The organism is Arthrobacter sp. JSM 101049 (assembly GCF_041679245.1).
Lineage (GTDB): Bacteria > Actinomycetota > Actinomycetes > Actinomycetales > Micrococcaceae > Arthrobacter_H.
The window spans coordinates 1-24,906 of sequence record NZ_JBGFFC010000009.1 but is presented as its reverse complement, the minus strand read 5'-3'; the positions used below and the strand labels follow the sequence as shown (position 1 = coordinate 24,906).

At 70.9% G+C, this 24,906-nt stretch carries 24 protein-coding genes and 1 tRNA gene; 16 read left to right on the top strand and 9 right to left on the bottom strand.

Annotated elements, in window-relative coordinates:
- The first annotated feature begins 32 nt into the window (after positions 1-32).
- The 3 genes from AB8M85_RS16145 to AB8M85_RS16135 all read left to right on the top strand — a co-directional run bounded on the left by AB8M85_RS16145 (position 33) and on the right by AB8M85_RS16135 (position 971).
- Positions 33-120 (top strand) — tRNA-Ser (locus AB8M85_RS16145).
- Between the two features lie 210 nt (positions 121-330).
- Positions 331-570, top strand: coding sequence for a type II toxin-antitoxin system VapB family antitoxin (locus tag AB8M85_RS16140; RefSeq protein ID WP_372699863.1), 240 nt, complete (start codon positions 331-333; stop codon positions 568-570).
- Positions 567-971: a VapC toxin family PIN domain ribonuclease gene (locus AB8M85_RS16135; RefSeq protein WP_372699862.1), complete on the top strand. Its 405-nt coding sequence runs from the start codon at positions 567-569 to the stop codon at positions 969-971. Before AB8M85_RS16140 ends, AB8M85_RS16135 begins: the two co-directional genes overlap by 4 nt.
- 115 nt (positions 972-1,086) lie before the next feature.
- On the opposite strand, the gene AB8M85_RS16130 is transcribed toward AB8M85_RS16135, so the two are convergent.
- The 3 genes from AB8M85_RS16130 to AB8M85_RS16120 all read right to left on the bottom strand — a co-directional run bounded on the left by AB8M85_RS16130 (position 1,087) and on the right by AB8M85_RS16120 (position 2,715).
- Positions 1,087-1,422: a cupin domain-containing protein gene (locus tag AB8M85_RS16130; RefSeq protein ID WP_372699861.1), complete on the bottom strand. Its 336-nt coding sequence runs from the start codon at positions 1,420-1,422 to the stop codon at positions 1,087-1,089.
- A gap of 76 nt (positions 1,423-1,498) precedes the next feature.
- The gene (locus AB8M85_RS16125; protein ID WP_372699860.1) at positions 1,499-1,915 is read right to left on the bottom strand and encodes a GNAT family N-acetyltransferase; all 417 of its coding nucleotides are present in this window, start codon (positions 1,913-1,915) and stop codon (positions 1,499-1,501) included.
- The gene (locus AB8M85_RS16120; protein ID WP_372699859.1) at positions 1,912-2,715 is read right to left on the bottom strand and encodes a phosphatase PAP2 family protein; all 804 of its coding nucleotides are present in this window, start codon (positions 2,713-2,715) and stop codon (positions 1,912-1,914) included. The genes AB8M85_RS16125 and AB8M85_RS16120 overlap by 4 nt, the downstream gene beginning before the upstream one ends.
- Before the next feature lie 17 nt (positions 2,716-2,732).
- On the opposite strand from AB8M85_RS16120, the gene rlmH reads away from it, so the two are divergent.
- From rlmH to AB8M85_RS16095, 5 genes are all read left to right on the top strand, one after another.
- Positions 2,733-3,191 carry a 23S rRNA (pseudouridine(1915)-N(3))-methyltransferase RlmH gene (rlmH, locus tag AB8M85_RS16115; RefSeq protein WP_372699858.1) on the top strand — a complete coding sequence of 153 codons (459 nt, stop codon included), beginning with the start codon at positions 2,733-2,735 and terminating at the stop codon, positions 3,189-3,191.
- 67 nt (positions 3,192-3,258) lie between these two features.
- Positions 3,259-8,193 carry a DEAD/DEAH box helicase gene (locus AB8M85_RS16110; protein ID WP_372699857.1) on the top strand — a complete coding sequence of 1,645 codons (4,935 nt, stop codon included), beginning with the start codon at positions 3,259-3,261 and terminating at the stop codon, positions 8,191-8,193.
- A gap of 72 nt (positions 8,194-8,265) precedes the next feature.
- The gene (locus tag AB8M85_RS16105) at positions 8,266-9,198 is read left to right on the top strand and encodes a DNA-formamidopyrimidine glycosylase family protein (RefSeq protein ID WP_372699856.1); all 933 of its coding nucleotides are present in this window, start codon (positions 8,266-8,268) and stop codon (positions 9,196-9,198) included.
- Positions 9,199-9,299: 101 nt separating this feature from the next.
- On the top strand, positions 9,300-10,382 hold the full coding sequence (locus AB8M85_RS16100; RefSeq protein WP_372699919.1) for a pseudouridine synthase: 1,083 nt from the start codon (positions 9,300-9,302) through the stop codon (positions 10,380-10,382).
- A gap of 197 nt (positions 10,383-10,579) precedes the next feature.
- A complete protein-coding gene (locus AB8M85_RS16095) occupies positions 10,580-12,208 on the top strand; it encodes a hypothetical protein (protein WP_372699855.1) in 1,629 nt (542 codons plus the stop codon).
- Here AB8M85_RS16095 and AB8M85_RS16090 read toward each other — a convergent pair.
- The 3 genes from AB8M85_RS16090 to AB8M85_RS16080 all read right to left on the bottom strand — a co-directional run bounded on the left by AB8M85_RS16090 (position 12,205) and on the right by AB8M85_RS16080 (position 14,576).
- Complete coding sequence (locus AB8M85_RS16090) at positions 12,205-12,513, bottom strand: hypothetical protein (RefSeq protein ID WP_372699854.1); 309 nt, start codon at positions 12,511-12,513, stop codon at positions 12,205-12,207. The genes AB8M85_RS16095 and AB8M85_RS16090 overlap by 4 nt on opposite strands.
- A gap of 73 nt (positions 12,514-12,586) precedes the next feature.
- Complete coding sequence (locus AB8M85_RS16085; RefSeq protein WP_372699853.1) at positions 12,587-13,786, bottom strand: acyl-CoA dehydrogenase family protein; 1,200 nt, start codon at positions 13,784-13,786, stop codon at positions 12,587-12,589.
- 10 nt (positions 13,787-13,796) lie between these two features.
- Positions 13,797-14,576: a 3-hydroxyacyl-CoA dehydrogenase gene (locus AB8M85_RS16080; protein WP_372699852.1), complete on the bottom strand. Its 780-nt coding sequence runs from the start codon at positions 14,574-14,576 to the stop codon at positions 13,797-13,799.
- 111 nt (positions 14,577-14,687) lie between these two features.
- On the opposite strand from AB8M85_RS16080, the gene AB8M85_RS16075 reads away from it, so the two are divergent.
- Both AB8M85_RS16075 and AB8M85_RS16070 read left to right on the top strand, forming a co-directional pair.
- Entirely contained in the window at positions 14,688-15,440 is a 753-nt protein-coding gene (locus AB8M85_RS16075) for a glutamine amidotransferase (RefSeq protein ID WP_372699851.1), read from the top strand.
- A gap of 20 nt (positions 15,441-15,460) precedes the next feature.
- Complete coding sequence (locus AB8M85_RS16070; protein ID WP_372699850.1) at positions 15,461-16,048, top strand: hypothetical protein; 588 nt, start codon at positions 15,461-15,463, stop codon at positions 16,046-16,048.
- 23 nt (positions 16,049-16,071) lie between these two features.
- Here the strand turns inward: AB8M85_RS16070 and AB8M85_RS16065 are convergent, their stop codons facing one another.
- Positions 16,072-16,692: a YdeI family protein gene (locus AB8M85_RS16065; protein ID WP_372699849.1), complete on the bottom strand. Its 621-nt coding sequence runs from the start codon at positions 16,690-16,692 to the stop codon at positions 16,072-16,074.
- Between the two features lie 71 nt (positions 16,693-16,763).
- Between AB8M85_RS16065 and AB8M85_RS16060 the strand changes: the two genes are divergently transcribed.
- The 3 genes from AB8M85_RS16060 to AB8M85_RS16050 all read left to right on the top strand — a co-directional run bounded on the left by AB8M85_RS16060 (position 16,764) and on the right by AB8M85_RS16050 (position 18,821).
- The gene (locus AB8M85_RS16060; RefSeq protein WP_372699848.1) at positions 16,764-16,928 is read left to right on the top strand and encodes a CopG family transcriptional regulator; all 165 of its coding nucleotides are present in this window, start codon (positions 16,764-16,766) and stop codon (positions 16,926-16,928) included.
- Positions 16,928-17,644 carry a VOC family protein gene (locus tag AB8M85_RS16055; RefSeq protein ID WP_372699847.1) on the top strand — a complete coding sequence of 239 codons (717 nt, stop codon included), beginning with the start codon at positions 16,928-16,930 and terminating at the stop codon, positions 17,642-17,644. The genes AB8M85_RS16060 and AB8M85_RS16055 overlap by 1 nt, the downstream gene beginning before the upstream one ends.
- Positions 17,645-17,711: 67 nt before the next feature.
- The gene (locus tag AB8M85_RS16050) at positions 17,712-18,821 is read left to right on the top strand and encodes an NADH:flavin oxidoreductase/NADH oxidase (protein WP_372699846.1); all 1,110 of its coding nucleotides are present in this window, start codon (positions 17,712-17,714) and stop codon (positions 18,819-18,821) included.
- A 186-nt stretch (positions 18,822-19,007) separates the two neighbouring features.
- On the opposite strand, the gene AB8M85_RS16045 is transcribed toward AB8M85_RS16050, so the two are convergent.
- Entirely contained in the window at positions 19,008-20,552 is a 1,545-nt protein-coding gene (locus AB8M85_RS16045) for an MDR family MFS transporter (RefSeq protein WP_372699918.1), read from the bottom strand.
- 171 nt (positions 20,553-20,723) lie between these two features.
- On the opposite strand from AB8M85_RS16045, the gene AB8M85_RS16040 reads away from it, so the two are divergent.
- Positions 20,724-21,263 carry an NUDIX hydrolase family protein gene (locus AB8M85_RS16040; RefSeq protein ID WP_372699845.1) on the top strand — a complete coding sequence of 180 codons (540 nt, stop codon included), beginning with the start codon at positions 20,724-20,726 and terminating at the stop codon, positions 21,261-21,263.
- A gap of 9 nt (positions 21,264-21,272) precedes the next feature.
- Entirely contained in the window at positions 21,273-22,184 is a 912-nt protein-coding gene (locus AB8M85_RS16035; protein ID WP_372699844.1) for a DUF6707 family protein, read from the top strand.
- 41 nt (positions 22,185-22,225) lie between these two features.
- On the opposite strand, the gene AB8M85_RS16030 is transcribed toward AB8M85_RS16035, so the two are convergent.
- On the bottom strand, positions 22,226-23,293 hold the full coding sequence (locus AB8M85_RS16030) for an FUSC family protein (RefSeq protein ID WP_372699843.1): 1,068 nt from the start codon (positions 23,291-23,293) through the stop codon (positions 22,226-22,228).
- 182 nt (positions 23,294-23,475) lie between these two features.
- Between AB8M85_RS16030 and tgt the strand changes: the two genes are divergently transcribed.
- The gene (gene tgt, locus AB8M85_RS16025; RefSeq protein WP_372699842.1) at positions 23,476-24,786 is read left to right on the top strand and encodes a tRNA guanosine(34) transglycosylase Tgt; all 1,311 of its coding nucleotides are present in this window, start codon (positions 23,476-23,478) and stop codon (positions 24,784-24,786) included.
- Positions 24,787-24,906: the final 120 nt, after the last annotated feature.

The window sequence follows — 24,906 nt, the reverse complement described above, 5'->3', positions numbered from 1 at the left end:
ACCCGACGTCGTCCGCTACAGTAGTGCAGTCTGGTGACGTGTCCGAGCGGCCGAAGGTGCAACACTCGAAATGTTGTTTGGTGAAAGCCAACGTGGGTTCAAATCCCACCGTCACCGCCACTGAAAAGGCGTCTACATCGTTGAATGCACAGCGTTGTAGGCGCCTTTCGCTTTGCCGGATTACGTGTTTGAACGCAGTTTGAGCACCACTCGTTGTGATGCAGCGTGATCCAATGCGCTTCCCACAGATGCTTGTCGGCGACGAAGTAGCATCTGTACATCGCTCGCCGCGAAGTTATATAGTGGTTTATATAAACCCAAGGAGGCATCATGGCCCTCACCTCTATCGACATCGACCGGGACGAGCTCAAGCAGGCCAAGCAGCTAGCTGGGACCACCTCGAACCGTGAGACCGTTGATCTTGCCCTCCGGACACTGATCGCAGTCCGCCGGCAACCTGCCGCCGTTGAGCGCATCATCTCCCGCCGTTTCGAGCCGAGCCAGATCGACGCCCCAACAGTAAGCCCGCCTGCCCAGTCACCTGCGCCTTCTGAAAACGGCGCTGCGTGACGACCTACCTGGTCGACAACAGCATCTGGCAGCAGGCCGGCACCAGTGCCGCTATCGCGCAGCGGCTCAGGGAAATCTCCACTCAACACCTCATCATCACCTGCCCGCCCCAGGTGCTGGAGTACTGCCATTCGGCACGATCGCACGAGGAGTACCTGGAGCTCAGAGGGGACATGGACGAGCTGCTGGCTGCATGGGAGCACCCGGCCGAAACAGCCGCACTCGACGTCCAGCAGGCCCTATGCGCCAACGGGCTGATGCGCGCTGCGGCGGCATTCGATTGCCTCATCGCGGCGTACGCCGTCGCCAACGACGCCGTCGTCCTGAACTGCGACCAGGACTTCGGCTACATCGCGGCCGCCACGGGCGGAGTCGTTCGCCAGGAATACGTCGCAGCATAGGCGAGGGCCTGGGAGTCCAGCGCGAGGATGACGCCGGGCGACGACTTCCAGCGCCCGCTTCAGCGCGACGAGTCCAGGTAGGCCGGAATCCGGGCAAGACCTCCCGGCGGTCGTTTTACCGGTCGAGCTTCGCGACCGTGAGCAACAGGACCGAGTCCTCGAGTGCCTCGATGGAGTTCACCCCCGGGGGAACGACGATCAGGTCCTGGTCCCGTCCCTCCCACTTCTGCTTTTCGGCGACCAGGCAGACGCGCCCCTTCAACACCATGACCGTGGCTTCGCCGGGGTTCACGTGGTCGTCCAGCTCCTGACCGGCGGTTAGCGCGATCACCGTTTGCCGCAGGACCTGCTCATGACCGCCGTAGACGGTGCTGGCGCTGCGCCCGCTGGCCACACGGTTCGCCGTCTCCAGGTGCTCGCGCCCCAGCGCGGTGAGCGAAAGCTTCTTCATCGTCGACCTCCTGGCGCCATCCTACCTGCCCGATCAAACCGGTTGTGATCCAGGGCACATCGGGGAGGGTCGTGGTTCAGAGGTAGCCCGGATTCCGCTGGATCATCGCCTGCGCCCGGTGCCACCCCAGCTGGTCATAGAAGGGGGCCACGCCGTCGTCGCATACCAGGTCGATCGAGTACAGGTCGGCAAGTTCGTCCTGCATCCGCCGCACGAGCACGCTGCCGATTCCCCGCCCCTGGGCCTCGGGAAGGACCTCGAGCCAGGGGATGAACGCGGTGGCCACACCGTCGGAAATCGCCGTGATGAAGCCGACCACCCGGCCCGCCTCCAGCGCCACCAGCGCCCGGTAGCTGCCGCGCAGCACCTGCAGGTGCTTCTCCGGCGACGGCGGCGACGGCCACCCGACGAAGAACCCGCCAGGCAGATCAGCGGGGACCAGCCCCGACACGTCGAAGGTGTAGGTGGTCTCCGGTGGTGCCGCGGGTGTCATGGTCCGTCCTGTCGATCGGTGGTCGTGCCGGGCGCGGGGGCCGCCAGGCGGTCCCGGCGGACGTGTCTGACCGTGTGGAAGACCCGGTGGGCCAGGGCGACCAGGGCGGCCCATGCCAGGCCGAGGACCCAGGCGACGGCAACGTCGGTGAGCCAATGGTGGCCGAGGTAGACGCGGCTGAGCCCGATGAGCACGATGTAGGCGGCACACCCGGCGATCATCAATGCCCGGGCCGCCCGCTTCTCCAGTTCCAGGAACCACAGATAGGCGATGACCGCGATGATGGCGGTGGCGTTGAGCGTGTGTCCGCTGGGGAACGAGGGCGAGGTCTCGTAGGGCGGGACGGCATCGGCCAGTTCGGGTCGGGCGCGGCCGATGAGGTTCTTGCCGGCGACCGTCATGGCCAGCGAGCCCAGGGCGGCGGCGATGATGAGCAGCGCCGGACGCCAGGACCGGGAGGAGAAGGTCAGGGCGATGATCGCGACCACGGCGAGGATCGGCATGCCGATGGTGCCTCCGGTGTCCGTGAACCAGGTGATGACCGTGTTCAGTTCCGGGGATCTCCAGGTCATGACCCAGGCGAGCAGGGGGTGGTCGAATCCTGCCAGGTCGTCGGCTTCCGCGACGCCCTCGTAGATCTCCGCTGCCAGCGCTGTCATGACGACGACGAAGGCGGCACCGATGGCCAGCGTGATCCACATGGCCCCGTACGGGCCGAGTCGGGACAGGAGGTGCTCCGCCGTCGTCCTCAGTGGACCTGTGGGGCGCCCGTCCCGTGGGGACGCTGGAGGTGGGGCCATGCTGAAAGACTAGTCGCATGACACTGCGCATTCTGGCCATCGGGAAGAAGCACGAGTCGTGGGTGGCGGACGGGATCGAGCGCTACGGCAAGCGGATGAAGAAGCCCTTCGACGTCTCCTGGCAGCTGCTTCCGCATTCGTCCCGCGAGGGCGATGCCGCCCGGACCGAGGAATCCGCGCGCATCCTCGCCAAGGTCTCCGCCCAGGACTACCTCGTGCTGCTGGATGAGCGGGGGACGAACATCGACTCCCCCGCCCTGGCGCGGACCCTGCAGCGGCCGCTGGACACCTCCCGCACCGTGGTACTGGTCATCGGCGGGGCCTACGGAGTGGACACCCCGGTGCACCGGCGGGCGGACTTCACCTGGAGCCTGTCGAAGCTGGTCTTCCCCCACCAGCTGGTGCGGCTCATGCTGGCCGAGCAGCTGTACCGCGCGCAGGAGATCGCCGGGGGGCGGCCGTACCACCACTCGTAGGGCGGCGGGCCGCCCTCGGCCACGGGAAGGGGCCAACCCGTCGGTGCTTCGGCGTAGGCTTTCAGCGATGGCAGATCAGCCCCCGGCAGCCCAGGTCCTCGAGAGGTTCACGCCCGCCACCCGCGAGTGGTTCACGGGCGCCTTTGCCGCGCCAACGACCGCGCAGCTGGGGGCCTGGGATGCCGTCTCCAGCGGCGGGAACGCCCTGGTGGTCGCGCCCACCGGCTCCGGCAAGACCCTCTCGGCGTTCCTGTGGGCCCTGGACGGGTTCATCCGGCACGGCACCGGGCAGGCCGAGCTGCCGTTGGAAGCGCCCGCCGGGCCGACGGCGGCCGGGAAGAAGCCCAAGGTCCCCAAACGCCAGACGCGGGTCCTGTACATCTCACCGCTGAAGGCCCTCGGAGTGGACGTCGAACGCAACCTGCGCGCCCCGCTGATCGGCATCACCCAGATGGCCAAGCGGCTCGGGCTGCCCGCCCCCGAGATCACCGTCGGCGTCCGCTCCGGGGACACCCCGCAGAACGAGCGGCGCAAGCTGCTCTCCACCCCACCGGACATCCTCATCACGACCCCGGAATCGCTCTTCCTCATGCTCACCTCCCGGGCGAGGGAGACCCTGGCGTCCGTCGACACGGTGATCCTCGACGAGGTGCACGCCGTGGCCGGGACCAAGCGCGGCGCACATCTGGCCGTCTCGCTCGAGCGCCTCGACGCGCTGCTGGCGAAGCCGGCGCAGCGGATCGGGCTCTCGGCGACCGTGGAACCGCGGAACGAGGTGGCCCGGTTCCTCGGCGGGAACCGGCCCGTGGAGATCGTTGCCCCACCCTCGGAGAAGACCTGGGACCTGACGGTCACGGTCCCGGTGGAGGACATGACGGACCTGCCGGCCGCGGCGGCGGCCCACGACCTCGGCGAGGCCTCCGGGCTGCAGCCGCAGGCGAGCATCTGGCCGCACGTGGAGGAGAAGATCGTCGACCTCATCGAGGCGAACCGCTCCACGATCGTCTTCGCGAACTCGCGGCGGCTGGCCGAACGGCTGACCGCGAACCTCAACGAGATCCACGAGGGCCGGCAGGAGCTCGAGGGCTTCGACCCGTGGGCGAGGCCGGTGGAAGGCGACGGGAGCGGCTTCGGGGGCACCGCCGTCGTGCAGGGGAAGGCCGGTGCGGCCGCACCCCCGCCCGCGCCTGCAACCCCGCCGAAGCAGGCTCCGGCGCAGATCATGGCGCAGGCCGGGACGTCCTCCGGGGCGGATCCGGTGCTGGCGCGCGCCCACCACGGGTCCGTGTCCAAGGACCAGCGCGCGATGATCGAGGACGATCTGAAGTCCGGGCGGCTGCGCTGCGTGGTGGCGACGTCGTCGCTGGAGCTGGGCATCGACATGGGGCTGGTGGACCTGGTCATCCAGGTCGAGTCCCCGCAGTCGGTGGCCTCCGGGCTGCAGCGGGTGGGCCGCGCCGGACACCAGGTCGGCGAGGTGTCCACCGGCGTGTTCTTCCCCAAGCACCGCTCGGATCTGGTCAATACGGCGATCACGGTGGAGCGGATGCGGGCCGGGGAGATCGAGGCGCTGTCCATCCCGGCGAACCCGCTGGACATCCTGGCGCAGCAGACCGTCGCTGCCGCCGCGCTGGGCGAGGTCGACGTGGAGGAGTGGTTCGACGTCGTGCGCCGTTCCGCCCCGTTCGCCGCGTTGCCGCGCTCCGCGTTCGACGCCACCCTGGACCTGCTGGCCGGGAAGTACCCCTCCGACGAGTTCGCCGAGCTGCGCCCGCGGATCGTCTGGGACCGCGATGCCGGGACCCTGGCCGGACGGCCCGGCACCCAACGCCTGGCGGTGACCTCCGGCGGCACCATCCCGGACCGCGGGCTGTTCGGCGTCTTCCTCATCGGCACCGAGGAGCAGGCCAACGGCGGGCGGCGCGTGGGCGAGCTCGACGAGGAGATGGTCTACGAATCCCGGGTCGGCGACGTCTTCGCGCTCGGGGCGACCAGCTGGAAGATCGAGGACATCACCCACGACCGGGTCCTGGTCTCCCCCGCGTTCGGCCAACCCGGCAAGCTGCCGTTCTGGAAGGGCGACTCCCTGGGCCGGCCCGTGGAGCTGGGGCGCGCGCTGGGGCGGTTCCGCCGCGAGGTCGCCGGGGCATCGGAGGAGGATGCGGCGGGGCGGTTGGGCACGATTGGGCTGGACGCGTGGGCCGCGGCGAACCTGTCCGGCTACCTCCGCGAACAGCAGGAGGCCACCGGGGTCATCCCCAGCGACACGACGCTGGTGGTCGAGCGGTTCCAGGACGAGCTCGGCGACTGGCGGGTGGTGCTGCACTCCCCGTTCGGACTGCCCGTGCACGCTCCGTGGGCGCTGGCCGTCGGCGCCCGGCTGCACGAGCGCTACGGGCTGGACGGTTCGGCGATGGCCGCCGACGACGGGATCGTGCTGCGCGTGCCGATGATGGACGACGAGCCGCCCGGGGCAGAGTTGTTCCTCTTCGACCCGGACGACGTGGAACGGATCGTCACCAACGAGGTCGGCGGATCCGCCCTGTTCGCCTCGCGGTTCCGCGAATGCGCCGCCCGCGCCCTGCTGTTGCCGCGGCAGAACCCCGCCAAGCGCACCCCGCTGTGGCAGCAGCGCCAGCGCTCGGCCCAGCTGCTGGACGTCGCCCGGAAGTACCCGTCCTTCCCGGTCATCCTGGAAACGGTCCGCGAATGCCTGCAGGACGTCTACGACCTGCCCGCCCTGCGGTCCATCGCCACCGACCTGGAGGGGCGGGGGCTGCGGATCGTGGAGACGATGACGCGCCAGCCGTCGCCGTTCTCCCAGACGCTGCTCTTCGGCTACGTCGCCCAGTTCCTCTACGAGGGCGACTCCCCCCTGGCCGAGCGCCGGGCCGCGGCCCTGTCGATCGACCCGACGCTGCTGGGCGACCTGCTGGGCCGCACCGAACTGCGCGACCTGCTGGACCCGAACGTCATCGCGCAGACGGAGGCCGAACTGCAGCGCCTGGTCCCGGGCCGCCGGCTGCGCGGCGTCGAGGGGGCCGCGGACCTGTTGCGGCTGCTCGGGCCGCTGAGCGTGGAGGGGCTGGCTGCGCGGTTGCGGGCGGAGACCGCTGCAGCAGACGCCGATTCCCCCGGGGACGGGCCGTCGGCGCCTGAGTTTCCGCCGTTATCCGTGGCCGAAACCGGCGAAATCTCGGACACGTTGGTGCGCACCAACCGCGCCCTGCGGCTGAACCTGGCCGGAGAGCCCGTGCTGGCCGCCATCGAGGACGCCGCCCGGTTGCGGGACGGGCTCGGCGTCCCGCTGCCGATGGGCGTCCCGCTGGCCTTCATCGAACCGGTCGCCGACCCGCTGGGCGACCTCGTCGGGCGCTATGCACGCACCCACGGCCCCTTCACCGTGCCCGAAGCCGCGGCCCGGCTGGGTCTGGGCACCGCCGTCGTGCTCTCGGTGCTCAAGCGGCTGGCCACCGAATCGCGGGTTGTCGAGGGCGAGTTCCGTCCCGCCGACGGCAACCGGGCGGCGGGGACCCCGGCAGCGAGCGAATGGTGCGATGCCGAGGTGCTGCGGCGGATCCGGCGGCGGTCGCTGGCGGCACTGCGGGCCGAGGTCGAACCCGTGGACGACGCCACGTTCGGGCGGTTCCTGCCGGCGTGGCAGTTCGTGGGCGAGGAACTGCGCGGGCTCGACGGCGTGGCCACCGTGATCGACCAGCTGGCCGGGGTGCCGGTGCCGGCGAGCGCGTGGGAGTCGTTCGTGCTGCCTGCGCGGGTGCGAGACTACCGGCCGGGCATGCTGGATGAGCTGATGGCCACCGGCGAGGTGCTGTGGTCCGGGGCCGGGTCGCTGGCCGGCAACGACGGCTGGATCAGCCTGCACCCGGCCGCCGATGCGGCGCTGACGCTCACCCCGGACGCGGATTTCGAACCGACCGGCCTGCAGGAACGGATCCTCGGGGTGCTCGGCACCGGCGGGGCCTACTTCTTCCGGCAGATCACCGAGGGGCTCGGGGTGACCGGCGAGGACGCCCCGGTGCTGGCCGCGTTGTGGGAGCTGGTGTGGGCCGGGCGGATCGGCAACGACACGTTCGCCCCGGTCCGCGGGCTGCTCGGGGGCGGGAAGACCGCCCACAAGCCGCGCGGTGCCGCCCCACGGGCCCGCTCCCCGCGGCTGGGGAGGATGCGCACCCCGCGCGGGCCCGGGATGCACCACACTGCCGCCGGCGCCGGGGGCCTGCGCCCGACGGGGCCGGGAGCGCAGGCGGCGGTGCCGTCCCTGCCCGCGGCGGCCGGGCGCTGGTCGTTGCTGCCGGCCGCCGAAACCGACCCGACGGTGCGTGCCCACGCCGGGGCCGAGTTCCTGCTGGACCGCTACGGGGTGCTCACCCGCGGGTCGGTCGTGGCCGAGAACGTGCCCGGCGGCTTCGGCATGCTCTACCGGGTCCTGGCCCGGCTGGAGGAGGCCGGGCGGACCCGGCGCGGCTACTTCATCGAGCACCTCGGGGCCGCCCAGTTCTCCGTCCCCGCCACCGTCGACCGGCTGCGCGGGCACGTCCGCGATGCCGAACTGGACGCGGCGGGACTGGCGGCCGGCGGCGGGGCGCGGGTGCCGGCCGCCGTCGCCCTGGCCGCCACCGATCCCGCCAACCCCTATGGCGCCGCCCTGGCCTGGCCCGGGCTCGCCCCCGGGGACGGCTCCGAGGTCTCCCCCACGGGCCAGCGGCCCGGGCGCAAGGCCGGTGCCGTCGTCGTGCTCTTGGACGGGCGGCTGGGCCTCTACCTGGAGCGCGGCGGCAAGACCGCGCTTGCCTTCACCGACGACCCCGCCGAACTGGCCGCCGCCGCCCGCGCCCTCGTGGCGGCCCTGCGCACCGCGCGAGTGGAGCGGATCGCGCTGGAGAAGGTCAACGGCCAGCGGATCCCGGAGACCCCGCTGGCAGTGGCGCTGCTGGACGCCGGTTTCCACTCCTCGCCCAACGGGCTGCGGTTCCGCCCGTGAGTCGTCCGGCGGGGACCGGTATAGTGTGATCCACTCCACAAAAACGTGAGGCGACGAAGGATGTGACCGGCTGTGCCAGAAGGCGACAGTGTCTATCGTGCGGCGCGCCGGCTCGATGCGGCGCTGAGCAACCGCCCCCTGCAATCCAGCGATTTCCGGGTTCCGGCCTTCGCCACGTTGAACCTGGCCTCGCACACGGTCAGCTCGGTGATCTCCCGCGGCAAGCACCTGCTCATCCGCGTCGCGGACGTGAGCATCCACTCCCACCTGTCAATGGACGGGCACTGGGACGTCTACGCCCCCGGTGAGCGGTGGCGGGCCCCGGCCTTCAAGGCACGCTGCGTGCTCAAGAACGCCGACTTCCAGGCGGTCGGGTTCGAGCTCGGCTTCCTGCGGGTCATCCGCACCGTCGACGAGCAGGAGGCCGTCGGGCACTTGGGCCCCGATCCGCTCGGTGCCTCGTGGGATGCCGACGAAGTGCGGCGCCGGCTGGAGACCATGCCGGAGCGGCCCATCGCCCTGACCCTGCTGGACCAGCGGGTCATCGCCGGGCTGGGCAACATCTATCGCTCCGAGCTGATGTTCCTGCTGCGCCTGCACCCGCGCACCCCCACCGGGCAGGTGCCCGACGCCGACCACCTGATCGACCTGTCCCACCAGCTGCTGCACGCCAACAAGGACCGTTCCCGCCGCGTGACCACGACCCCGCCGATGCGCGAGCAGTACTGGGTCTACGGGCGGGCCGGCCGGCCGTGCCTGCGCTGCGGCGGCACCGTCGAGCACCGCAAGATCGGCCAGCCGCGCCCGCCCGCCGGGCTGGGCCGGCTCGACGCGGCCGTGCCGCTGGGCCGCACCCCCGGGATCGTGCACGACGGCGACCCGGGCAACCTCCAGCTCAAGCCCCGGCCCCAGCAGGCGGTCCAGGACCCCCGGGACCGCGGCATGGACCTGAACGAGCGCGACGTGTACTTCTGCCCGGTCTGCCAGCCCGACCCCCGGGCCTGACCGGGCCCGCCCCCGGCGGCGCCCGCTTCACGTCCGGCTCCCGCGCTGTCTCCCGCGCGGTCCCGGGACGCCGCGGCGCGTGGGAAAATGGCGGGATGGCCATGCAATCCCCGCTTCCCGTGCGCAACGGCGTCAACGCGACCCGCCTGCGCATCCCCCGGGAAGGCCCGTGGGCGAGCGTCATGGACTACATGCTCGAGCGCTTCGGCCACGTGGACCCCGAAGGCATCATCCGGCGCTTCCAGAACGGGGAAGTCGTGGGCCTCGGCGCCGAACCGCTGACCCCCACCACCCCGCTGGGCGTGCACGACTTCCTCTGGTACTACCGCAACCTGCCCGACGAACCGCGCCTGCCGGTCACCGAGACCATCCTGTTCCAGGACGAGAACCTGCTGGTGGTGGACAAGCCGCATTTCCTGCCCACCACCCCGGGCGGACGGTTCGTGCAGGAATCGGCGCTGGTGCGGCTGCGCAACCGGCTGGGCCGGCCGGACCTGATCCCCATGCACCGCCTCGACCGCGCCACCGCCGGGGTCATCCTCTTCTCCACCAACCCCGCCACCCGCGGTGCCTACCAGATCCTGTTCGAACACCGCCGGATCGAGAAGGAATACCGCTGCGTCTCGGCGCTGCCCACCGGATGGGGCGAGACGGTTCCCGGCTCCGGGCACGACGCCGGTGCCCCCGACGGTGCTTCCGGCACCTCGCTGGGCGCTTCCGGCACCTCCCGCCCGGGCCGCCACGGCGAGGACGTCCGGCACGTCACCGGGGACCACCGGGCCACCGCCGCCGACTTCCCGCTGGAGTACCGCAACAGGATGGCCAAGGAAAAGGGGCACCTGCTCGCGTTGACCCAGCCGGGCGAACCGAATGCCGAGACGCGGATCGACCTGCTGCGCACCGGGGTGAGCGGGGGCACCCACGCAGGAACCGCCGTCGGGCTGTTCCGCCTGCGCCCGCATTCGGGCAAGACGCACCAGCTGCGCGTGCACATGGCGGCCCTGGGCCTGGGCATCGTCAACGATCCGTTCTACCCGGTGCTGCTGGACCAGGCTCCCGACGACTACGCACGCCCGCTGCAGCTGCTGGCGCACTCGATCTCGTTCACGGACCCGCTCTCCGGGCAGCCGGTGTCGTTCACCTCCGAACGGAACCTGTGCGAATTCCCGGGTCGCCCCGCCTGAACACGGCAGATGTCGCCCGTGTTACCCCACGGTGCCGGAGGACAAGGTGCTGGTGGGGGTCACAATCCGGCCACAGCCGGGGGGCGGCGGCGTTGCGCCTGCTCCTTCGCGTCGGTCCCATTGGGTACGCTTGGAGCGGTGGTATGGGGAGGAATCATTGCCATGAAGTTCAGCGGTCAATAAGGGGATTCCACGTCATGACAGAAACACGCCAGGAGACGTCCGCCGCCTCCGAGGCGCTGCAGCGACTGCGTGCCACCCAGCCGGCCACCCCCACCGCGGCCGCTTCCGCCGACGCAGCCCCCTCCTCGAACGCCTCCCCGGACGACGCCCCGGGAAAAGCCACCCAATCCACCGCTGACGGGAAGGCGGCCCCGGAGACGACGGCGCCGGCCCGGGTTGAACACACGGGGCTGCCGCCCAAACCCCTGCACGCCCCGGAGGGGACCGTCGACGAGTCCGCCGCTGCCTCCCGGCACATGGCTGCTCCCGGTACACATGGCCGCGTCGAGGACGAGAACGCCACCGTCCGGTTGAATTCCTGGCTCGACGGGCTGGAGGCCCCGAACTGGAAGGCACTGGCGGGCCGCACACGGGCCCGGGCCCGGAAGGCCATCTCCGCCCAGCGGGGCAACGCCCGTCGGCGGGCCGCCACCCGCGAACAGGCCCGCCAGGAGAAGTCCCGGACCCGGGCCGAGCGCGAGGCCGCCGAACGTGCCGAGGCGGACGCCGCGGCCGAGCGCCAGCGCGCCGCGGAGGAAGCGGCACGCCTGGCCGCCGAGGAGGCCGCCGCGCAACAGGCCGCCGAGGAAGCCGCCGCCCGCAAGGCCGCTTCCGGAGCCGACTTGGAATCACTGGTGGAAAGTGCCCGCGAGGCCATCGTCGATGCCGCGGCACACCCGATTTCCCGTACCTCCGAGGAGCTGCGCAACACCAGCCCCTACTGGGTCGACGACGAGGGCCCCATCTACGTCCCGCCCTACAACCTGCCCTCGCGCGATCCGGACCCCGAGGAGACCCGGCAGGACCTCATCCGGCGCGTCGTCGTCTCGGCCACGGCCGTCGTGTCCCTGATCCTGGGCTTCCTGGGACTGGGGTGGTTCGGCGGGGCCACCGCGCACTCCGCCGCCGACTCGCCCTTCCGGCCGCGCCATGCCCTGCTGGCACCGGGCATCGACTCGTTCATGATCTGGGGCGTGCTGTTCATCTGGATCGTGCTGTATGCGATCTACCAGTGGCATCCCAGCCAGCGCTCGTCCTACCGGCAGCGCGAGATCGGCTACCTCACCGCCGGGGCCGGCCTGCTCGGGGCCCTGTGGCTGGTGTGTGCCCGGGCCTCACTGGTCTTCGTGCCCGTGGTGCTCTCCCTGGCGCTGGCCGCCGTGCTCGTCTATGCCGTGCGGCGCATGAACCAGCGCACCGCCCGCTCGACCCTGGAGCGCGTCTTCGTCGACGGCCCGGCCGCGTTGTACATGGGCTGGGCGCTCGTGCTGGTGCCGGCCACCTTGAGCATTGCGCTGACCGAGGCGGGGGTCCGCCTGTTGCTGCCGGCATCGTGGTGGGGCGTCCTGGCGGTCGTGGGCTGCACGTGGGCGGCGACGACCCTGTCGATGTCCGAGCGCGGCCGCATCGTGCTGGCGCTGGGGTACGCCTGGGGACTGTTCTGGATCATGCTCGACCGCCTGATCGGCCCGCTGTTCTCCACCCCGGTGGCCCTGATCTGCGGGTTGTGCGCGTTCATCGTCCTGCTGGCCACCGAGAACCGCCGCTACCAGATCGGCCACGCCGAGCGCCGTGCCGCCCGCGGCCAGCGCACCGAGTTCTAGACCGGCGACCAGCGCCCGCGGACCCGGCGCAGCACCACCAGGTTCCGCGTCCGCGCCACCTGCTCGACCCCGGCCCGCATCAGGGCCGCAGCCGAGCGCGCGAGCCCTGACTCGGCGTCGTACTCCTCCTCCTCCTCAACGGTGAAGCGCAGGGTGATGCGCGGGACGCCGCCGACGATGTCGAGCTGGTTCGCCTCCACATGGTGGCGGGAGGCCAAGGTGGCGACGGCCGTGTCCATGACCGCCTCCGGCGGGTGGCCGGGGCGCAGCGCGAGGATGTTCAACTGGACGCGGAAGGAAGGCACCGCCCCAGCGTAATGCGCGGCGTCGCCTTCCGGGCAAAACCCCGATGCCCGGGCGGGCTACCCGGGGGCGGCGTCAGGCGATGGCCGAGATGCCCGTGACCGCGCGGCCGACGATGAGCTGGTTGACGTCGTGGGTGCCCTCGTAGGTGTAGACGGCCTCGGCATCGGAGAAGATCCGGGCCATGCGGTGATCGGTGACGATCCCGTTGCCGCCCAACGCAGCACGGCCCAGCGCGACCGATTCTCGCATCCGCTCGGTCGTGAAGGCCTTGGCCAGCGCCGCCTGGTCCATCCGCTCGGTGCCGCGTGCCTGGGCGTGGGCGACCTGGACCATCAGCGCCATCGACGCGGTGGCGTTGCCCAGCATGGTCGCCAGCTTCTGCTGGATCAATTGGAAGGCGGCCAGCGGGCGGCCGAATTGTTCCCGCTCCAACACATAGGCGCGGGCCACATCGAACGCGGCCAGTTGTTGCCCGACGGCGAGCCAGCCGACCATGATGCGGCTGGAGCGCAGCAGCTGGTTGGTGTCGGCGAAGGATTCGATCCCGGGGAAGCGGTCCGCTTCCGGGATGCGCACGTCCTGGAGCCGGACGTCGGCGTTCTGGACGGTGCGCAGCGAGATCTTGTTCTCGATCCGGGACGTGGTCACCCCCGGCAGCGACGTGTCCAGGATGAACCCGCGCACGGTGCCGGTGTCCTCGTCGAGGGCCCAGAGGAGCATGTGCTCGCAGAACGTGCCGTTGCCGATCCAGCGCTTGGCCCCGTTGACCACCCACGTCTCGCCCTCCCGGCGGGCCCGGGTCTCCATCCCCTTGGCCACGTCCGAGCCGTGGTCGGGTTCGGTCAGGGCGAAGGCACCGGTGGTGCGCAGCGCCGCGGCGTCGGCCAGGTAGCGTGCGCGTTGGTCCTCGGTGCCGAAGTCGTAGAGCGATTCGACGAAGAGGTCGTGGTGGATCATGAAGAACGTCGCCAGCGAGGCATCGGCCCGGGCCAGCTCGGCGATGAGCAGGCCGTGGAAGAGGTGCGAGTACCCGTGGCGGGTCGGCGTGCTCACGCCCAGTGCGCCGAGCCCGGGCAACAGGTGGAAGGGAAACTGCTCGGCGGTCCACCACTGCCCGGCATGCGGGGCGACGTGTTCGGCCACGAAGGCGCGGACCTCGGCGAGCTTGGTGCGCTCGCGCTCGTCGAGTTGGGCCTCGATGTCGAGGAAGTCGGGCCCCGGAAGCGGGCGTTCCGCCCGGGAGGAGGGACCGGCGTCGTGCTGTAGGGACATGGGGGGCGGCCTATTTCGGGGCCATGCGGATGGCGCCGTCGAGCCTGATGGTCTCGCCGTTGAGCATCTGGTTGGCCACGATGTGCTCGACCAGGGCCGCGTATTCGGCCGGCTTGCCCAGCCGCGAGGGATGCGGGACCTGGGCGCCGAGCGAGTCCTGGGCTTCCTGGGGCAAGCCGGCGAGCATGGGCGTCTCGAAGATGCCCGGGGCGATGGCCATGACGCGGATCTGCTGGCGGGCGAGCTCGCGGGCCAACGGCAGGGTCATCGCGGCGACCCCGCCCTTGGAGGCGGCGTAGGCCGGCTGGCCGATCTGGCCGTCGAAGGCGGCGACGGAAGCGGTGTTGACGATGACCCCGCGTTCAGCGGTGCCGGTGGCCTCATCGGTGAGCGGTTCGGTCGAGGCCATGGCCTCGGCGGCCAGTCGGATGACGTTGAACGTGCCAATGAGGTTGATGGACACGACCTGCTGGAAGGCGGCCAGGGGCAGGACCCCGTCGCGGCCCAGGACCTTGCCCGGGGTGGCGACACCGGCGCAGTTGACCACCAGGCGCAGCGGCGCGAGGTCGGAGGCGGCCTGCACGGCGGCACGGACCTGGTCCTCGTCGGTGACGTCGGCGCCGGCGAACCGGGCGCGCTCCCCCAGTCCGGCGGCGACGTCCTCGCCGGCGGAGCCGGGCAGGTCGAGCAGGACCACATGTGCCCCGGCGTCGTGGAGTTTCCGGGCGGTGGCGGCACCGAGGCCGGACGCCCCACCGGTGATGAGGGCCGAGGCCCCGGCGATCTGCATTGATCCTCCCAACGGGCGGCTGACGCCGACCGGTTAATGGTTGCTAACTCAAATCACACTGTAGTGGCTCGGCCGCCGACACTCCACCCCCACGGGTCGTAGGATGCGTGCATGGAATCCTCATCCGGCGGCCGGCCGTTCCTGTTGATCTCCACCCGCGACGACCCGGTCGCCGCCGAGGACGAGGTGCGGGGCTTCCTGGCCGCCTCCGGACTCTCGGCCGGCGAGCTGGCCGTCCACGCCCTGGATGCCGCGCCCCTGCCGCAGGACCTCGATCCGGGCGACTACTCCGGCATCCTGCTGGGTGGCGGCCCGTTCAACTCCTCGGACGATCCAGCCAGCAAGTCCATGACCCAGCTGCGCGTTGAATCAGAGCTCGCGGCGCTGTTGGATGTGCTCGTCGAGCGGGACTTCCCGTTCCTGGGTGCCTGCTACGGGGTCGGGACGCTGGGGACGCACCAGGGAGGAACCGTCGACCGCGCCCACGCCGAACCCGTGGGGACGACGCGGGTGGAGCTGACCGCGGCCGGCGCGGCGGATCCGATCACCGCCGGCATGCCGCGGCGCTTCGAGGCCTTCGTGGGCCACAAGGAGGCCCTGTCGCGATTGCCCGCCGACGCCGTGCTGCTGGCGACCTCGGCCACCTGCCCGGTGCAGATGTTCCGGGTCCGCACGAACCTGTACGCCACGCAGTTCCACCCCGAACTCGACGGCGACGGGCTGGCCACCCGCATTGCGGTCTACCGCGACGCCGGGTACTTCCCGGCGGACCAGGCCGACGGGCTCGCCCGGCTCGCCCGATCTGCCGAGGTCTCCTGGCCCTCACGGGTGCTGCAGAACTTCGTCCGGCGCTACCGGTGCTAGGACGCTGGAGGCAGTGGCCGGTGGAGGTGCCATGGACGCGGGACGTCCCGACAGCGGGCAGCCCCGTGTGGGAACGGCTGGCCCGGCTGGTCGATCAACGCGGCCTGCTGCTACATGGATCCCGGACGCCGGGGCTGGCCACGCTGGAGCCGGCCGCGCCGTTGGACCGCGGGCCCGATGTCTACTCGAAGTCCACGGCTGTTTTCGCCACCGAGGACCCCACGTGGGCGATGGGCTACGCACTGCGGGACGAGTCCTGTCTCCGGCTGCTCAACGCGTGTTTCCACCCTTTGGCTGCCGACGGTTCGTGGGGACCGCGACGGATCTTCTTGTCCTATGCGCGTCCGGCCAGCGGGACGCCACCCCTGTCGCGGGGCGTGGTCTACGCGGTCCCGCGCGGACCTTTCACCCGGATGCCCCCGCATGACGATCCCGCCCTGGGCTCCATCGTCGAGTGCCAGTGGATCGCCACCGATCCGGTCCCGGTGATGGTGGAAATAGTCGTGGAGCCCCTGGACATGCCTTTCGCCGTCCGCACCCATGACCACGACCGGGTCAGCGCCGCCATGGACGCCGACCCCAGCGGATTTCCCTGGCTGGATGCGTAGCGCTGTAGTTGTCCCGGACGTGTCTAGACCCCTTTCCGCGTCCGTTTCGGCGCCTCGGTGAATCCTGGCTGGGCGTACGGCGCCTGCCCGCGCTCAAGCATCTCCACGAACTCGGCGGCCTTGCGGACCTTGGATTCGGGGCGCTTCAACGTGTGGATCCGGTAGTAGAGGGCATACCGGTTGGTCCCGTTGAGCCGCCCGCAGGCCTCTTGGGCCACCGGGTGTCCCTCCAGGGCCTCGACGAGTTCCGGGGGCAGCTGGGCACTGGCAGGCCCGGAGTAGGCGGCCTCCCAGCGCCCGTCCGTGCGGGCAGCCTGCACCTCGGCGGTCCCGGCAGCGGTCATCCGCCCTTCACCGGCCAACCGGTCGACGAGCCGGACGTTGATGGCCGACCAGGCGCTGCCGGGTCGCCGCGGGGTGAACCGCAGCAGGTAGCTCTCCTCGTCCCGGCTGCCGGCCTGGCCATCGATCCAGCCGAAACACAGGGCCTCGTCCAGCGCCGCGGCCCGGGTCAACCCGGTCACCGTCCCGCCCTTCTTGTGCAGCACCAGCCGGACGCCGGGGCTGGAAGCATGGTGCTCCTCGAGCCATGTCCGCCAAGTGGCAGCGTCGGGAAGCAGCAGTTCGGGCAGTGGGGTGGCCATGCGCACCATTCCAGCAGAACGGACGCCAGCAGGTCTAGACGACGACCAACTAGGTTGCTAGCATCCTAACCATGATCCACGACCCGTCACCCGATCCGGACCGCAAGGTCCAGTTCAACGTCTACCTGCCCGCCGACCTGGTCCGCGAGGTCAAGCACGCCGCGATCGACGCCGGTACCTCGCTTTCCGCGTACGTCGCCGACGTCCTGTCCGACCACCTGAAGGAGAAGAACTGATGCTGCGCGTCGCCCCCATCCTGTTCACCGACCACCCCGACGACTGGGCCGCCCTGCTCGCTGCCCTCGGCCTCGAGGCGGCAGTGCAGGCCGCCGGCTGGCAGGAATTCGACGCCGCCTCCGGCCGCCTCCGCCTCCACGCCCCCGACGCCTCACATCCCGCCGGCACCGCCCGCCTGGCCTTCGAGGTCGGCGACCTCGACGAGTTCACCCGGCGCACCCGGGAAGCGGGCACCGCCGTCGTGCTCTCCGAGGAAGGCCACGGCCGCACTGCCACCATCACCGGCCCCGACGGGCTCTCCTTCATCGCCACCGTCGAGGCCGCCCGCCCGGAACCGGCGACCGCCGATCCTGCACTGCGGGTGCTCGCCCTGTGGATGACGCCGGACCCCGACGGCTCCGCAGCCATCCTGCGGGCCATCGGCGCCCGACCCGAGATCGCCAGCGACACCGGCGGCTGGATGCAGTTCCGGGCCAAGAACGGCGGCCTGGTCGCCACGCATTCCGGCTCCACCGCCGCCGCCGTCCCCAGCTTCCAGTACGACGGCGACGTTCAGGTCCTGCACGCACGGCTCCTGACCGCCGGGCTGGCTGCGGACCTCGTCGACGAATCATATGGGCGCACCCTCCGGGTCCCCCACCCGGACGGCGGGGAGGACCTGTGGGTGAATGAGGCCCAGCAGGACCTGTACGGATACCACCGCGTCGACGGGTAGCTGCCGGGAAAGCCAGGGGCAGCCGGGAGGCGCCGGGGGAATAGCGCCACCGGGGCCGGGGTTGCCCATGGACGTGACTAGACTCTTCGAACCCGTGACCCTGTCCACCCCCGAGGGCCCCGGCCTGGACCTGCGCAACCGCACCGTGCTCGCCCCGATGTGCGAGTACTCGGTCACCGCAAAGGACGGCATCCCCCACGCCTGGCACATGGTGCACCTGGGAGCGCGGGCCGTCGGCGGCTTCGGGCTGGTCTACACCGAGGCCACCGCAGTCTCCCCGGAAGGCCGCATTTCCGACCAGGACACCGGCATCTGGAACGACGCGCAGCGCGACGCCTGGGCCCCGATCGTCGACTTCATCCACTCACAGGGCGCCGCCGCCGGCATCCAGCTGGCGCACGCCGGCGCCAAGGCCTCGACCTATCCGGCACTGCCCGGGGCCGCCCGCGGGACCGTTCCCGCCGCCGAGGGCGGCTGGCAGACCCTGGCCCCCTCGGTAACCGACGCCCACGGGCTGGACGCACCTGCCGAGATGACGGTCGAACAGATCCAGGCCTCGGTGCGCGACTGGGCCGATGCTGCCCGCCGCGCGGACGAGGCCGGCTTCGACGTCGCGCAGCTGCACGCAGCGCACGGCTACCTGATCCACCAGTTCCTCTCCCCGCTGACGAACCACCGCACCGACCAGTACGGCGGAAGCTTCGAGAACCGCACGCGCTACGCCCGCGAGGTCATCGCCGCCGTGCGCGAGGTGTGGCCGGCCCACAAGGTCCTGGGCCTGCGGATCTCCGGCGAGGACTGGGTCGAGGGCGGCTGGCGGATCGCCGACACCGTCCGGTTCGCCGGGCAGGCACGCGAGCTGGGCGCCAGCACCTTCGATCTCTCCAGCGGCGGCATCGGCGCCTTCCACGGCCCCAGCGGACCGGGCTACCAGGTGTCGCTGGCCACCGCCGTGAAGGAGGCGCTGGCGGGCACGGATGCGTTCGTGACCGCCGTCGGGATGATCACCGAGCCCGCCCAGGCCGAGCACATCCTGGTCACCGGGCAGGCCGACGGGGTCAGCATCGGGCGCGCTGCACTGGTCGAGCCGTACTGGCCCGCCATCGCCGCCCGCGACCTGGGGATCGGCCGGGACGAAAACCCCCGGGCACCGCAGTACTGGCGCGCCGCCTGGTAGATGCCGGACCGGGCAGGTACCGGCTGCGCGCCACCCTGCCCGGCAGGCGGCACAGCTGCCCGGGTTTCCGTCGCTTCGCCGCGCGTTTAACGACGGAAACCCGGACAGCCGCCTCCGCCGCGGGCCGGCGCCTGGGGCCCGTGCGCTCCGTGCGCCGGCAGGCCCCCGCCGGCCGGCCGGCCCGGGCTACTCGGCGCCCTCCGTCTCCTTCGTCCGCCGCAGGAACAGGCTCAGCACGATCAGCGACAGGCTCACGATTGCCGCGGCGAGGAACCCGTGCCGGAAACCCTGCACCTCGGCTTCCACGGCCGACGCACCGCCCAGCGCTGCGCCCGCCGTCGAGGAGGCCATGATGCCCACCAACAGGGCCGTGCCGGCCGCTCCTCCGAGCTGCTGCAAGGTGCTCAGCACGGCCGAGCCGTGCGAGTGCAGGCGGTGCGGCAGCGGGTTCAGGCCGGTGGTGAACGCCGGGGTAAAGATGAACGCGAAGCTCAGCGACATCGCCAGGTGCAGCACCAGCAGCCACCAGATCGGGGTGTCGCTGGCCAGCTGCGAGTAGGAGAACATCACGGCGGCCAGCAGCACGGCCCCGGGGATCATCAGCGGACGCGGACCGACCTTGTCGTACATCCGCCCCACGAACGGGGCGAGCAGCCCCATCAGCAGGCCGCCGGGCAGCAGGAGCAGCCCGGTGCCCAGGGTGTCGAGCCCGCGCACGTTCTGCAGGTAGATCGGCAGCAGGATGATCACCCCGAACAGCGAGACCATGGCCAGGACCATCAGGATCAACGCGAGCGTGAAGTTGCGGTAGGTGAACGGGCGCAGGTCCAGCAGGGCGCGGTCCGTGCGCTGCAGGCGCAGCTGCAGGAGGGTGAAGGCGGCCAGCGCCACGACCGCCACGGCCAGCGCGACCAGGGCACCGGCGTCGGGCCCTTGACCTGCGCCCTCATGGCCGCCGCCGATCTTGCTCAGCCCGTAGACCAGTCCGCCGAAGCCGGGGATGGCCAGCAGGATCGAGGGGATCGACAGCGGCGAGCTGCCGGCTTCGGCGAGCCGCGGCAGGCGGCGGGCTCCGGCGAACAGGGCCACCAGGGCGATCGGCAGCACGATCAGGAACATGAACCGCCACGGCAGGTATTGCAGGATCAGCCCGGAAATCGTCGGGCCGATGGCCGGGGCCACGGAGATCACGATCGACACGTTGCCCATCACCGTCCCGCGCCGCGTGGGCGGGACCAGGTTCAGGATGGTCGTCATCAGCAACGGCAGCATGATGGCCGTGCCGCAGGCCTGGACCACGCGGGCCCCGAGCAGGACCCCGAAACCCGGCGCAATGCCGGCCAACAGGGTCCCGGCGGAGAACAAGCCCATGGCCATCAGGTACACGGTGCGCATGGAGAAGCGCTGCAACAGGTAGCCGGTGGTCGGGATCACCACGGCCATGGTCAGCATGAAGGCCGTGGCGAGCCACTGCACGGCATCGGCGCTGACACCGAAGGCGACCATCAACTGGGGCAGGGCAACGTTCATGATCGTCTCGTTGAGGATCACGACGAACGCGGAGACCAGCAGCACGCCGATCGTCATCTTGGCAGCCGGATCCAGGCGTCCTTCGGGTACGACGGCGGCGCCCGCGGCGGCAGGTTGTCCCGGGGTCACCGGGTGGTCATCGGAAAGCACAAGAGGTCCTCTGGTTGGTCGTCCGCGGACGAAGCCGTGGCCGAGGTACATCGACGGTGGGAGGATGCCCGGGAAAGTGATCGGGTCTTCCAAACCACCATAAACCAGCCGGTGGCCGCCGGTATTCCCCGGTGGCGCATCCCACACGCCCGTTTCCGCCAATCCGGCTCCGCCCGGGATGGGACCGTGAAGTGCACCGGCGGATGCGATAGACATGGGGGTATGAACGTGCGCACCCCGGACCCCTACCCCGGCTGGCTCTCCGACGAGGATCTCTTCGAGGCCCGCCAGCGCCTGCCCATCCTCTACGTGGAGGCGATCCCCGTCCGGTTGGACCCGCTGGGATACGTCAACGAGGTCGGCCTGCTCTACACCGCCGACGACGCCGGGCAGTTCACCCGCACCTTCGTCTCGGGCCGGGTCATGTACCGCGAGACGATCCGCGCCGCCCTGGTGAGGCACATGGAGAAGGACCTGGGCCCGATGGCCATGCCGCAGCTGCCGCTGAGCCCTGTCCCGTTCACGGTCGGTGAGTACTTCCCCTCCCCCTCGGAGACCGGCCTGACCGACGAGCGCCAGCATGCCGTCTCGCTGGCCTACGTCATCCCCGTCCGCGGCGACTGCAGCCCCCGCCAGGACGCCCTCGAACTGACCTGGCTGACCCCGAGCGAGGCGCTGAGCCCGGCGATCCGCGACGAGTTCGCCGGTGGGCGCGCCAACATCCTCCGGCAGGCGCTGGCCCATGCGGGCTGGTGCGAGTAGGAGGTGGCAGTGCAGCACGACTACATCCGTGCCATCCGCGCCGAGAAGGTCGGCCCCGGCAACCGGTTCATCACCCGCACGGGCACCCCGAGCCTGCCGGTGGCCAGCACCCGGACCGTCCCCGACAGCTTCGGCACCCCGGCCTTCGTGGAGGCCACGCTGGAGAGCGGCCAGAAGGTCACCATCGCCTGCGGCTCCACCATCCGCGTGCACACCGCCGAGCCGCCGCCCGAGGCCACCCTGGACGAGTTGACGGTGATCCCGGTGGAGGAGGGCTCCCCGGAGTCCGTCCTGATCGAGATCGCCCGCGAATACCCGTGGGACCAGCGCGTGCTCGCCCCCATCGCCAAGCTGTCCCGCGGCTTCAACCAGAAGTCCGGGGCGCAGCTGGAGGACGTCCGCGACCTGGCCCACCTGCTCTTCGTCGAGCTCGACGACCGGCCCAATGTCTGGCGGGCCCTCGGTGTGCTGACCGAGCTGCCCTTCGACGGGAACTTCGGGCGCTGGAAGTCCATCCAGTCGGCCCTGGCGATCGCCGCGTACCTCTCCGCCTCCGACGGCGATCTCGAGGCGGCCCGCCGCTACTCCGAGTCGCTGCGGGTCGCCGACCACCTCGAGGAGGACCCGCTCAAGGCCAAGCTCACCGCGGAGCTGCGCCAGCGCCAGCTCGACGAGCCGAACCTGTTCGATCGGGAGATCCACCGGGCCACTGCCGCCCGGGATGCAGCGGCCATCCGCTCGTGGCGGATCCAGCGGCTCGATGCCCTGCTGTATCTGCTGGCCCATGGCGGCTCGCGCACCCTCGGGCGCGAGGAGCTGCAGCGGATGATCGACCACGAACTGGCGACGCTGAGGTCCCTCGATGCCCCGGACGACGCGGATCCGCAGGACACCGAGGACGACGGCGGGGCACGCGGCTGACGCTGCTCCGTCGCCGCGGCCTCGGCTCAGCCGGCGGCGGCTCAGGTGGCGACTTCGCCTGCCTGCATCCGGCGCCGCAACGCGGATCCGGCCAAGGCGACGGCCACGCCGATGACGGAGCCGATCACGGTCTCGAGCATCCGGTCGTAGAGCAGCTGGGTGCTCATCCCCGCCATCAGCGCGGTGCCGACCAACGCCAGCGGGGTGACGCAGACCTGTGCCCAGAAGTAGTTGCGGGTGATCAGCATTTCGGCGCAGAACTGGGCGAGCCCGAGGAAGAGGATGATCGCCCACGGGTTGGGGTTCGCGACGATGATCACCGCCATGACCGCCAGCCCGGCGATCGTGCCGAGCACACGGTGCAGGCCCCGGGCGATGCGGTGGCGGGTCGTGTGCCCCACCAGCGGGACGACGGCGGCGACCATCGCCCAGTAGGGGTGCCCCGTGCTCAGCACCCCGGACATCAGCAGGGCCGCGCCGCCGGCCAGCCCGGCGGCCAGCAGGTAGCCCACCGATTCGATCCGGATGGCCGTGCGCACCCCGGGGGTCAGCGGCCGCGGCCCCGAGCCGGTCCAGCCGGTGCGCCGGGAGGGGGCGATCTGCCCGAGCTGGCCGATGCAGATGCCCAGCACGATCGTGCCGATCGCCGTCGCCATCGAGAGTCCGAAACCCGGCACGCTGGGGATGGAGGCGATGGCGGCGAAGCAGAAGATGTGGAACAGCGAGCCGGACGGGCGCAGTTGCAGGAACCCGGTCGCCAACGAGCACGCCCAGGCCACCAGCGTGGTCAGTCCGACCACCACCCACCCGCCAGCCACCGTGTCGTGGTCGATGAGGAATTCGTTGGACGCCCAGGACGCGGCCATGACGGCCAGGAAGAGCGCGCCGGCGCGGGTCTGGGCCCGCAGCCTGTCGCGGTGGGCGGGAACGCGGCCGAAGATGTTGGTGAACGCGCCGAAGATGGCGAAGATCGCCAGGTCCAGGCGGTCGGCGGCCAGCAGCACGGCCAGCGGCAGGAACACCCCGAGCCCGCAGCGCACCCCGATCCACGGGTCCTTGTCGCCCGGCCCCAGCACCAGCAGGCGGCGCAGCGTCAACGGGTTGTCCACGGGCCACCTTTCGGTTCATGGTCAAGTTCATTGGCTTCGGCCCATGGGCCGGCTGGTTGGGATGGGGCACGACGGCGGTGCCTCGCCTTCCCTTCCACCCTATGACCCGTGCCCCTGCCGCGGACCCCAATTCGACGGTCCGTTCGTCACAGTCACCGCGTGGGATGGGGCAAAATGGTGGGGTGCCTGCCACCGATCCCACCGCCGATGTGACCACCGCCGCCCCCGAACCCGCCGGGCATCCCCGCCAGAAGGACTTCTCCTTCGAGGTCGGCACCCGCATGGCACGCGCCGACGGCTCCCCCGGGCTCGGCCGCACCGGTGTCATCCGCACCCCGCACGGGGACATCCGGACGCCGGCGTTCATCGCCGTGGGGACCAAGGCCACCGTCAAGGCCGTGCTACCCGAATCCGTCGCCGAGCTCGGCGCCCAGGCGGTGCTGGCCAACGCCTACCACCTCTACCTGCAGCCCGGTGCCGACATCCTCGATGCCGCCGGCGGCCTGGGAGCCTTCATGAACTGGCCGGGCCCGACCTTCACCGATTCCGGCGGCTTCCAGGTCATGTCGCTGGGCTCGGGGTTCAAGAAGGTCATCGACATGCAGGTCTCCACCGCCGACGGCGGGGATGACACCGTCGCCCCCGGCAAGGAACGCCTGGCCAACGTGGACGAGGACGGCGTCTGGTTCAAGTCCCACATCAACGGCGACCGGCACCGCTTCTCCCCGGAGATCTCGATGGGCGTGCAGCACCGCATCGGCGCGGACATCATGTTCGCCTTTGACGAGCTGACCACGCTGCACAACTCCCGCGGCTACCAGGTCGAATCGCTCGAGCGCACCCGCCGCTGGGCCGAACGCTGCCTCGCCGAGCACTTCCGCCTCACCGACGAACGCGCCGGCAAGCCCTACCAGGCCCTCTTCGGGGTCATCCAGGGCGCCCAGTACGAGGACCTGCGCCGCAAGGCCTGCACCGACCTCGCGGCCATGCCCTTCGACGGCTTCGGCATCGGTGGCGCGCTGGAGAAGGAGAACCTGGGCACCATCGTCGGCTGGTGTGCCGGGGAGCTGCCCGAGGACAAGCCGCGGCACCTGCTGGGCATCTCCGAACCGGACGACATCTTCACCGCCATCGAGAACGGCGCCGACACCTTCGACTGCGTCTCCCCCACCCGGGTGGCCCGCAACTCGGCGTTCTACACCGCCCACGGCCGGTTCAACCTCTCCGGCACCCGGTACCGCGACGACTTCACCCCGCTGCAGGCCGGCTGCGACTGCTACACCTGCACGCACTACACGCGCGCCTACATCCACCACCTGTTCAAGGCCAAGGAGCTGCTCAGCCACACGCTGATCTCCATCCACAACGAGCGCTTCGTCGTCTCGTTGGTGGACCGGGCGCGCGAGGCGATCGAGGACGGCACCTTCGCCGAGCTCAAGGCCTCCACGCTGGCCGCCTACTACGCCGGGCAGCCTGACCCGCAGGGGCTCTAGAGCCAATGCCATGAAGTTAAACGTCCACCGCTGAAGTCAAGCCCTTGTCGGCTTCGGCGCTCGGTGGCATGTGGCGCATTGGCGGTGGCACAACCCTGGACGCGGGAACTTGTCTTAAAA

What these genes read in the sequence shown, in the direction of transcription:
- AB8M85_RS16140 (WP_372699863.1), top strand. Translation starts at nt 331, where the DNA reads ATGGCCCTCACCTCTATCGACATCGACCGGGACGAGCTCAAGCAGGCC.
- AB8M85_RS16130 (WP_372699861.1), bottom strand. Translation starts at nt 1,422, where the DNA reads ATGAAGAAGCTTTCGCTCACCGCGCTGGGGCGCGAGCACCTGGAGACG.
- AB8M85_RS16125 (WP_372699860.1), bottom strand. Translation starts at nt 1,915, where the DNA reads ATGACACCCGCGGCACCACCGGAGACCACCTACACCTTCGACGTGTCG.
- AB8M85_RS16120 (WP_372699859.1), bottom strand. Translation starts at nt 2,715, where the DNA reads ATGGCCCCACCTCCAGCGTCCCCACGGGACGGGCGCCCCACAGGTCCA.
- rlmH (WP_372699858.1), top strand. Translation starts at nt 2,733, where the DNA reads ATGACACTGCGCATTCTGGCCATCGGGAAGAAGCACGAGTCGTGGGTG.
- AB8M85_RS16110 (WP_372699857.1), top strand. Translation starts at nt 3,259, where the DNA reads ATGGCAGATCAGCCCCCGGCAGCCCAGGTCCTCGAGAGGTTCACGCCC.
- AB8M85_RS16100 (WP_372699919.1), top strand. Translation starts at nt 9,300, where the DNA reads ATGCAATCCCCGCTTCCCGTGCGCAACGGCGTCAACGCGACCCGCCTG.
- AB8M85_RS16095 (WP_372699855.1), top strand. Translation starts at nt 10,580, where the DNA reads ATGACAGAAACACGCCAGGAGACGTCCGCCGCCTCCGAGGCGCTGCAG.
- AB8M85_RS16085 (WP_372699853.1), bottom strand. Translation starts at nt 13,786, where the DNA reads ATGTCCCTACAGCACGACGCCGGTCCCTCCTCCCGGGCGGAACGCCCG.
- AB8M85_RS16080 (WP_372699852.1), bottom strand. Translation starts at nt 14,576, where the DNA reads ATGCAGATCGCCGGGGCCTCGGCCCTCATCACCGGTGGGGCGTCCGGC.
- AB8M85_RS16075 (WP_372699851.1), top strand. Translation starts at nt 14,688, where the DNA reads ATGGAATCCTCATCCGGCGGCCGGCCGTTCCTGTTGATCTCCACCCGC.
- AB8M85_RS16065 (WP_372699849.1), bottom strand. Translation starts at nt 16,692, where the DNA reads ATGGCCACCCCACTGCCCGAACTGCTGCTTCCCGACGCTGCCACTTGG.
- AB8M85_RS16060 (WP_372699848.1), top strand. Translation starts at nt 16,764, where the DNA reads ATGATCCACGACCCGTCACCCGATCCGGACCGCAAGGTCCAGTTCAAC.
- AB8M85_RS16055 (WP_372699847.1), top strand. Translation starts at nt 16,928, where the DNA reads ATGCTGCGCGTCGCCCCCATCCTGTTCACCGACCACCCCGACGACTGG.
- AB8M85_RS16050 (WP_372699846.1), top strand. Translation starts at nt 17,712, where the DNA reads ATGGACGTGACTAGACTCTTCGAACCCGTGACCCTGTCCACCCCCGAG.
- AB8M85_RS16045 (WP_372699918.1), bottom strand. Translation starts at nt 20,552, where the DNA reads ATGTACCTCGGCCACGGCTTCGTCCGCGGACGACCAACCAGAGGACCT.
- AB8M85_RS16040 (WP_372699845.1), top strand. Translation starts at nt 20,724, where the DNA reads ATGAACGTGCGCACCCCGGACCCCTACCCCGGCTGGCTCTCCGACGAG.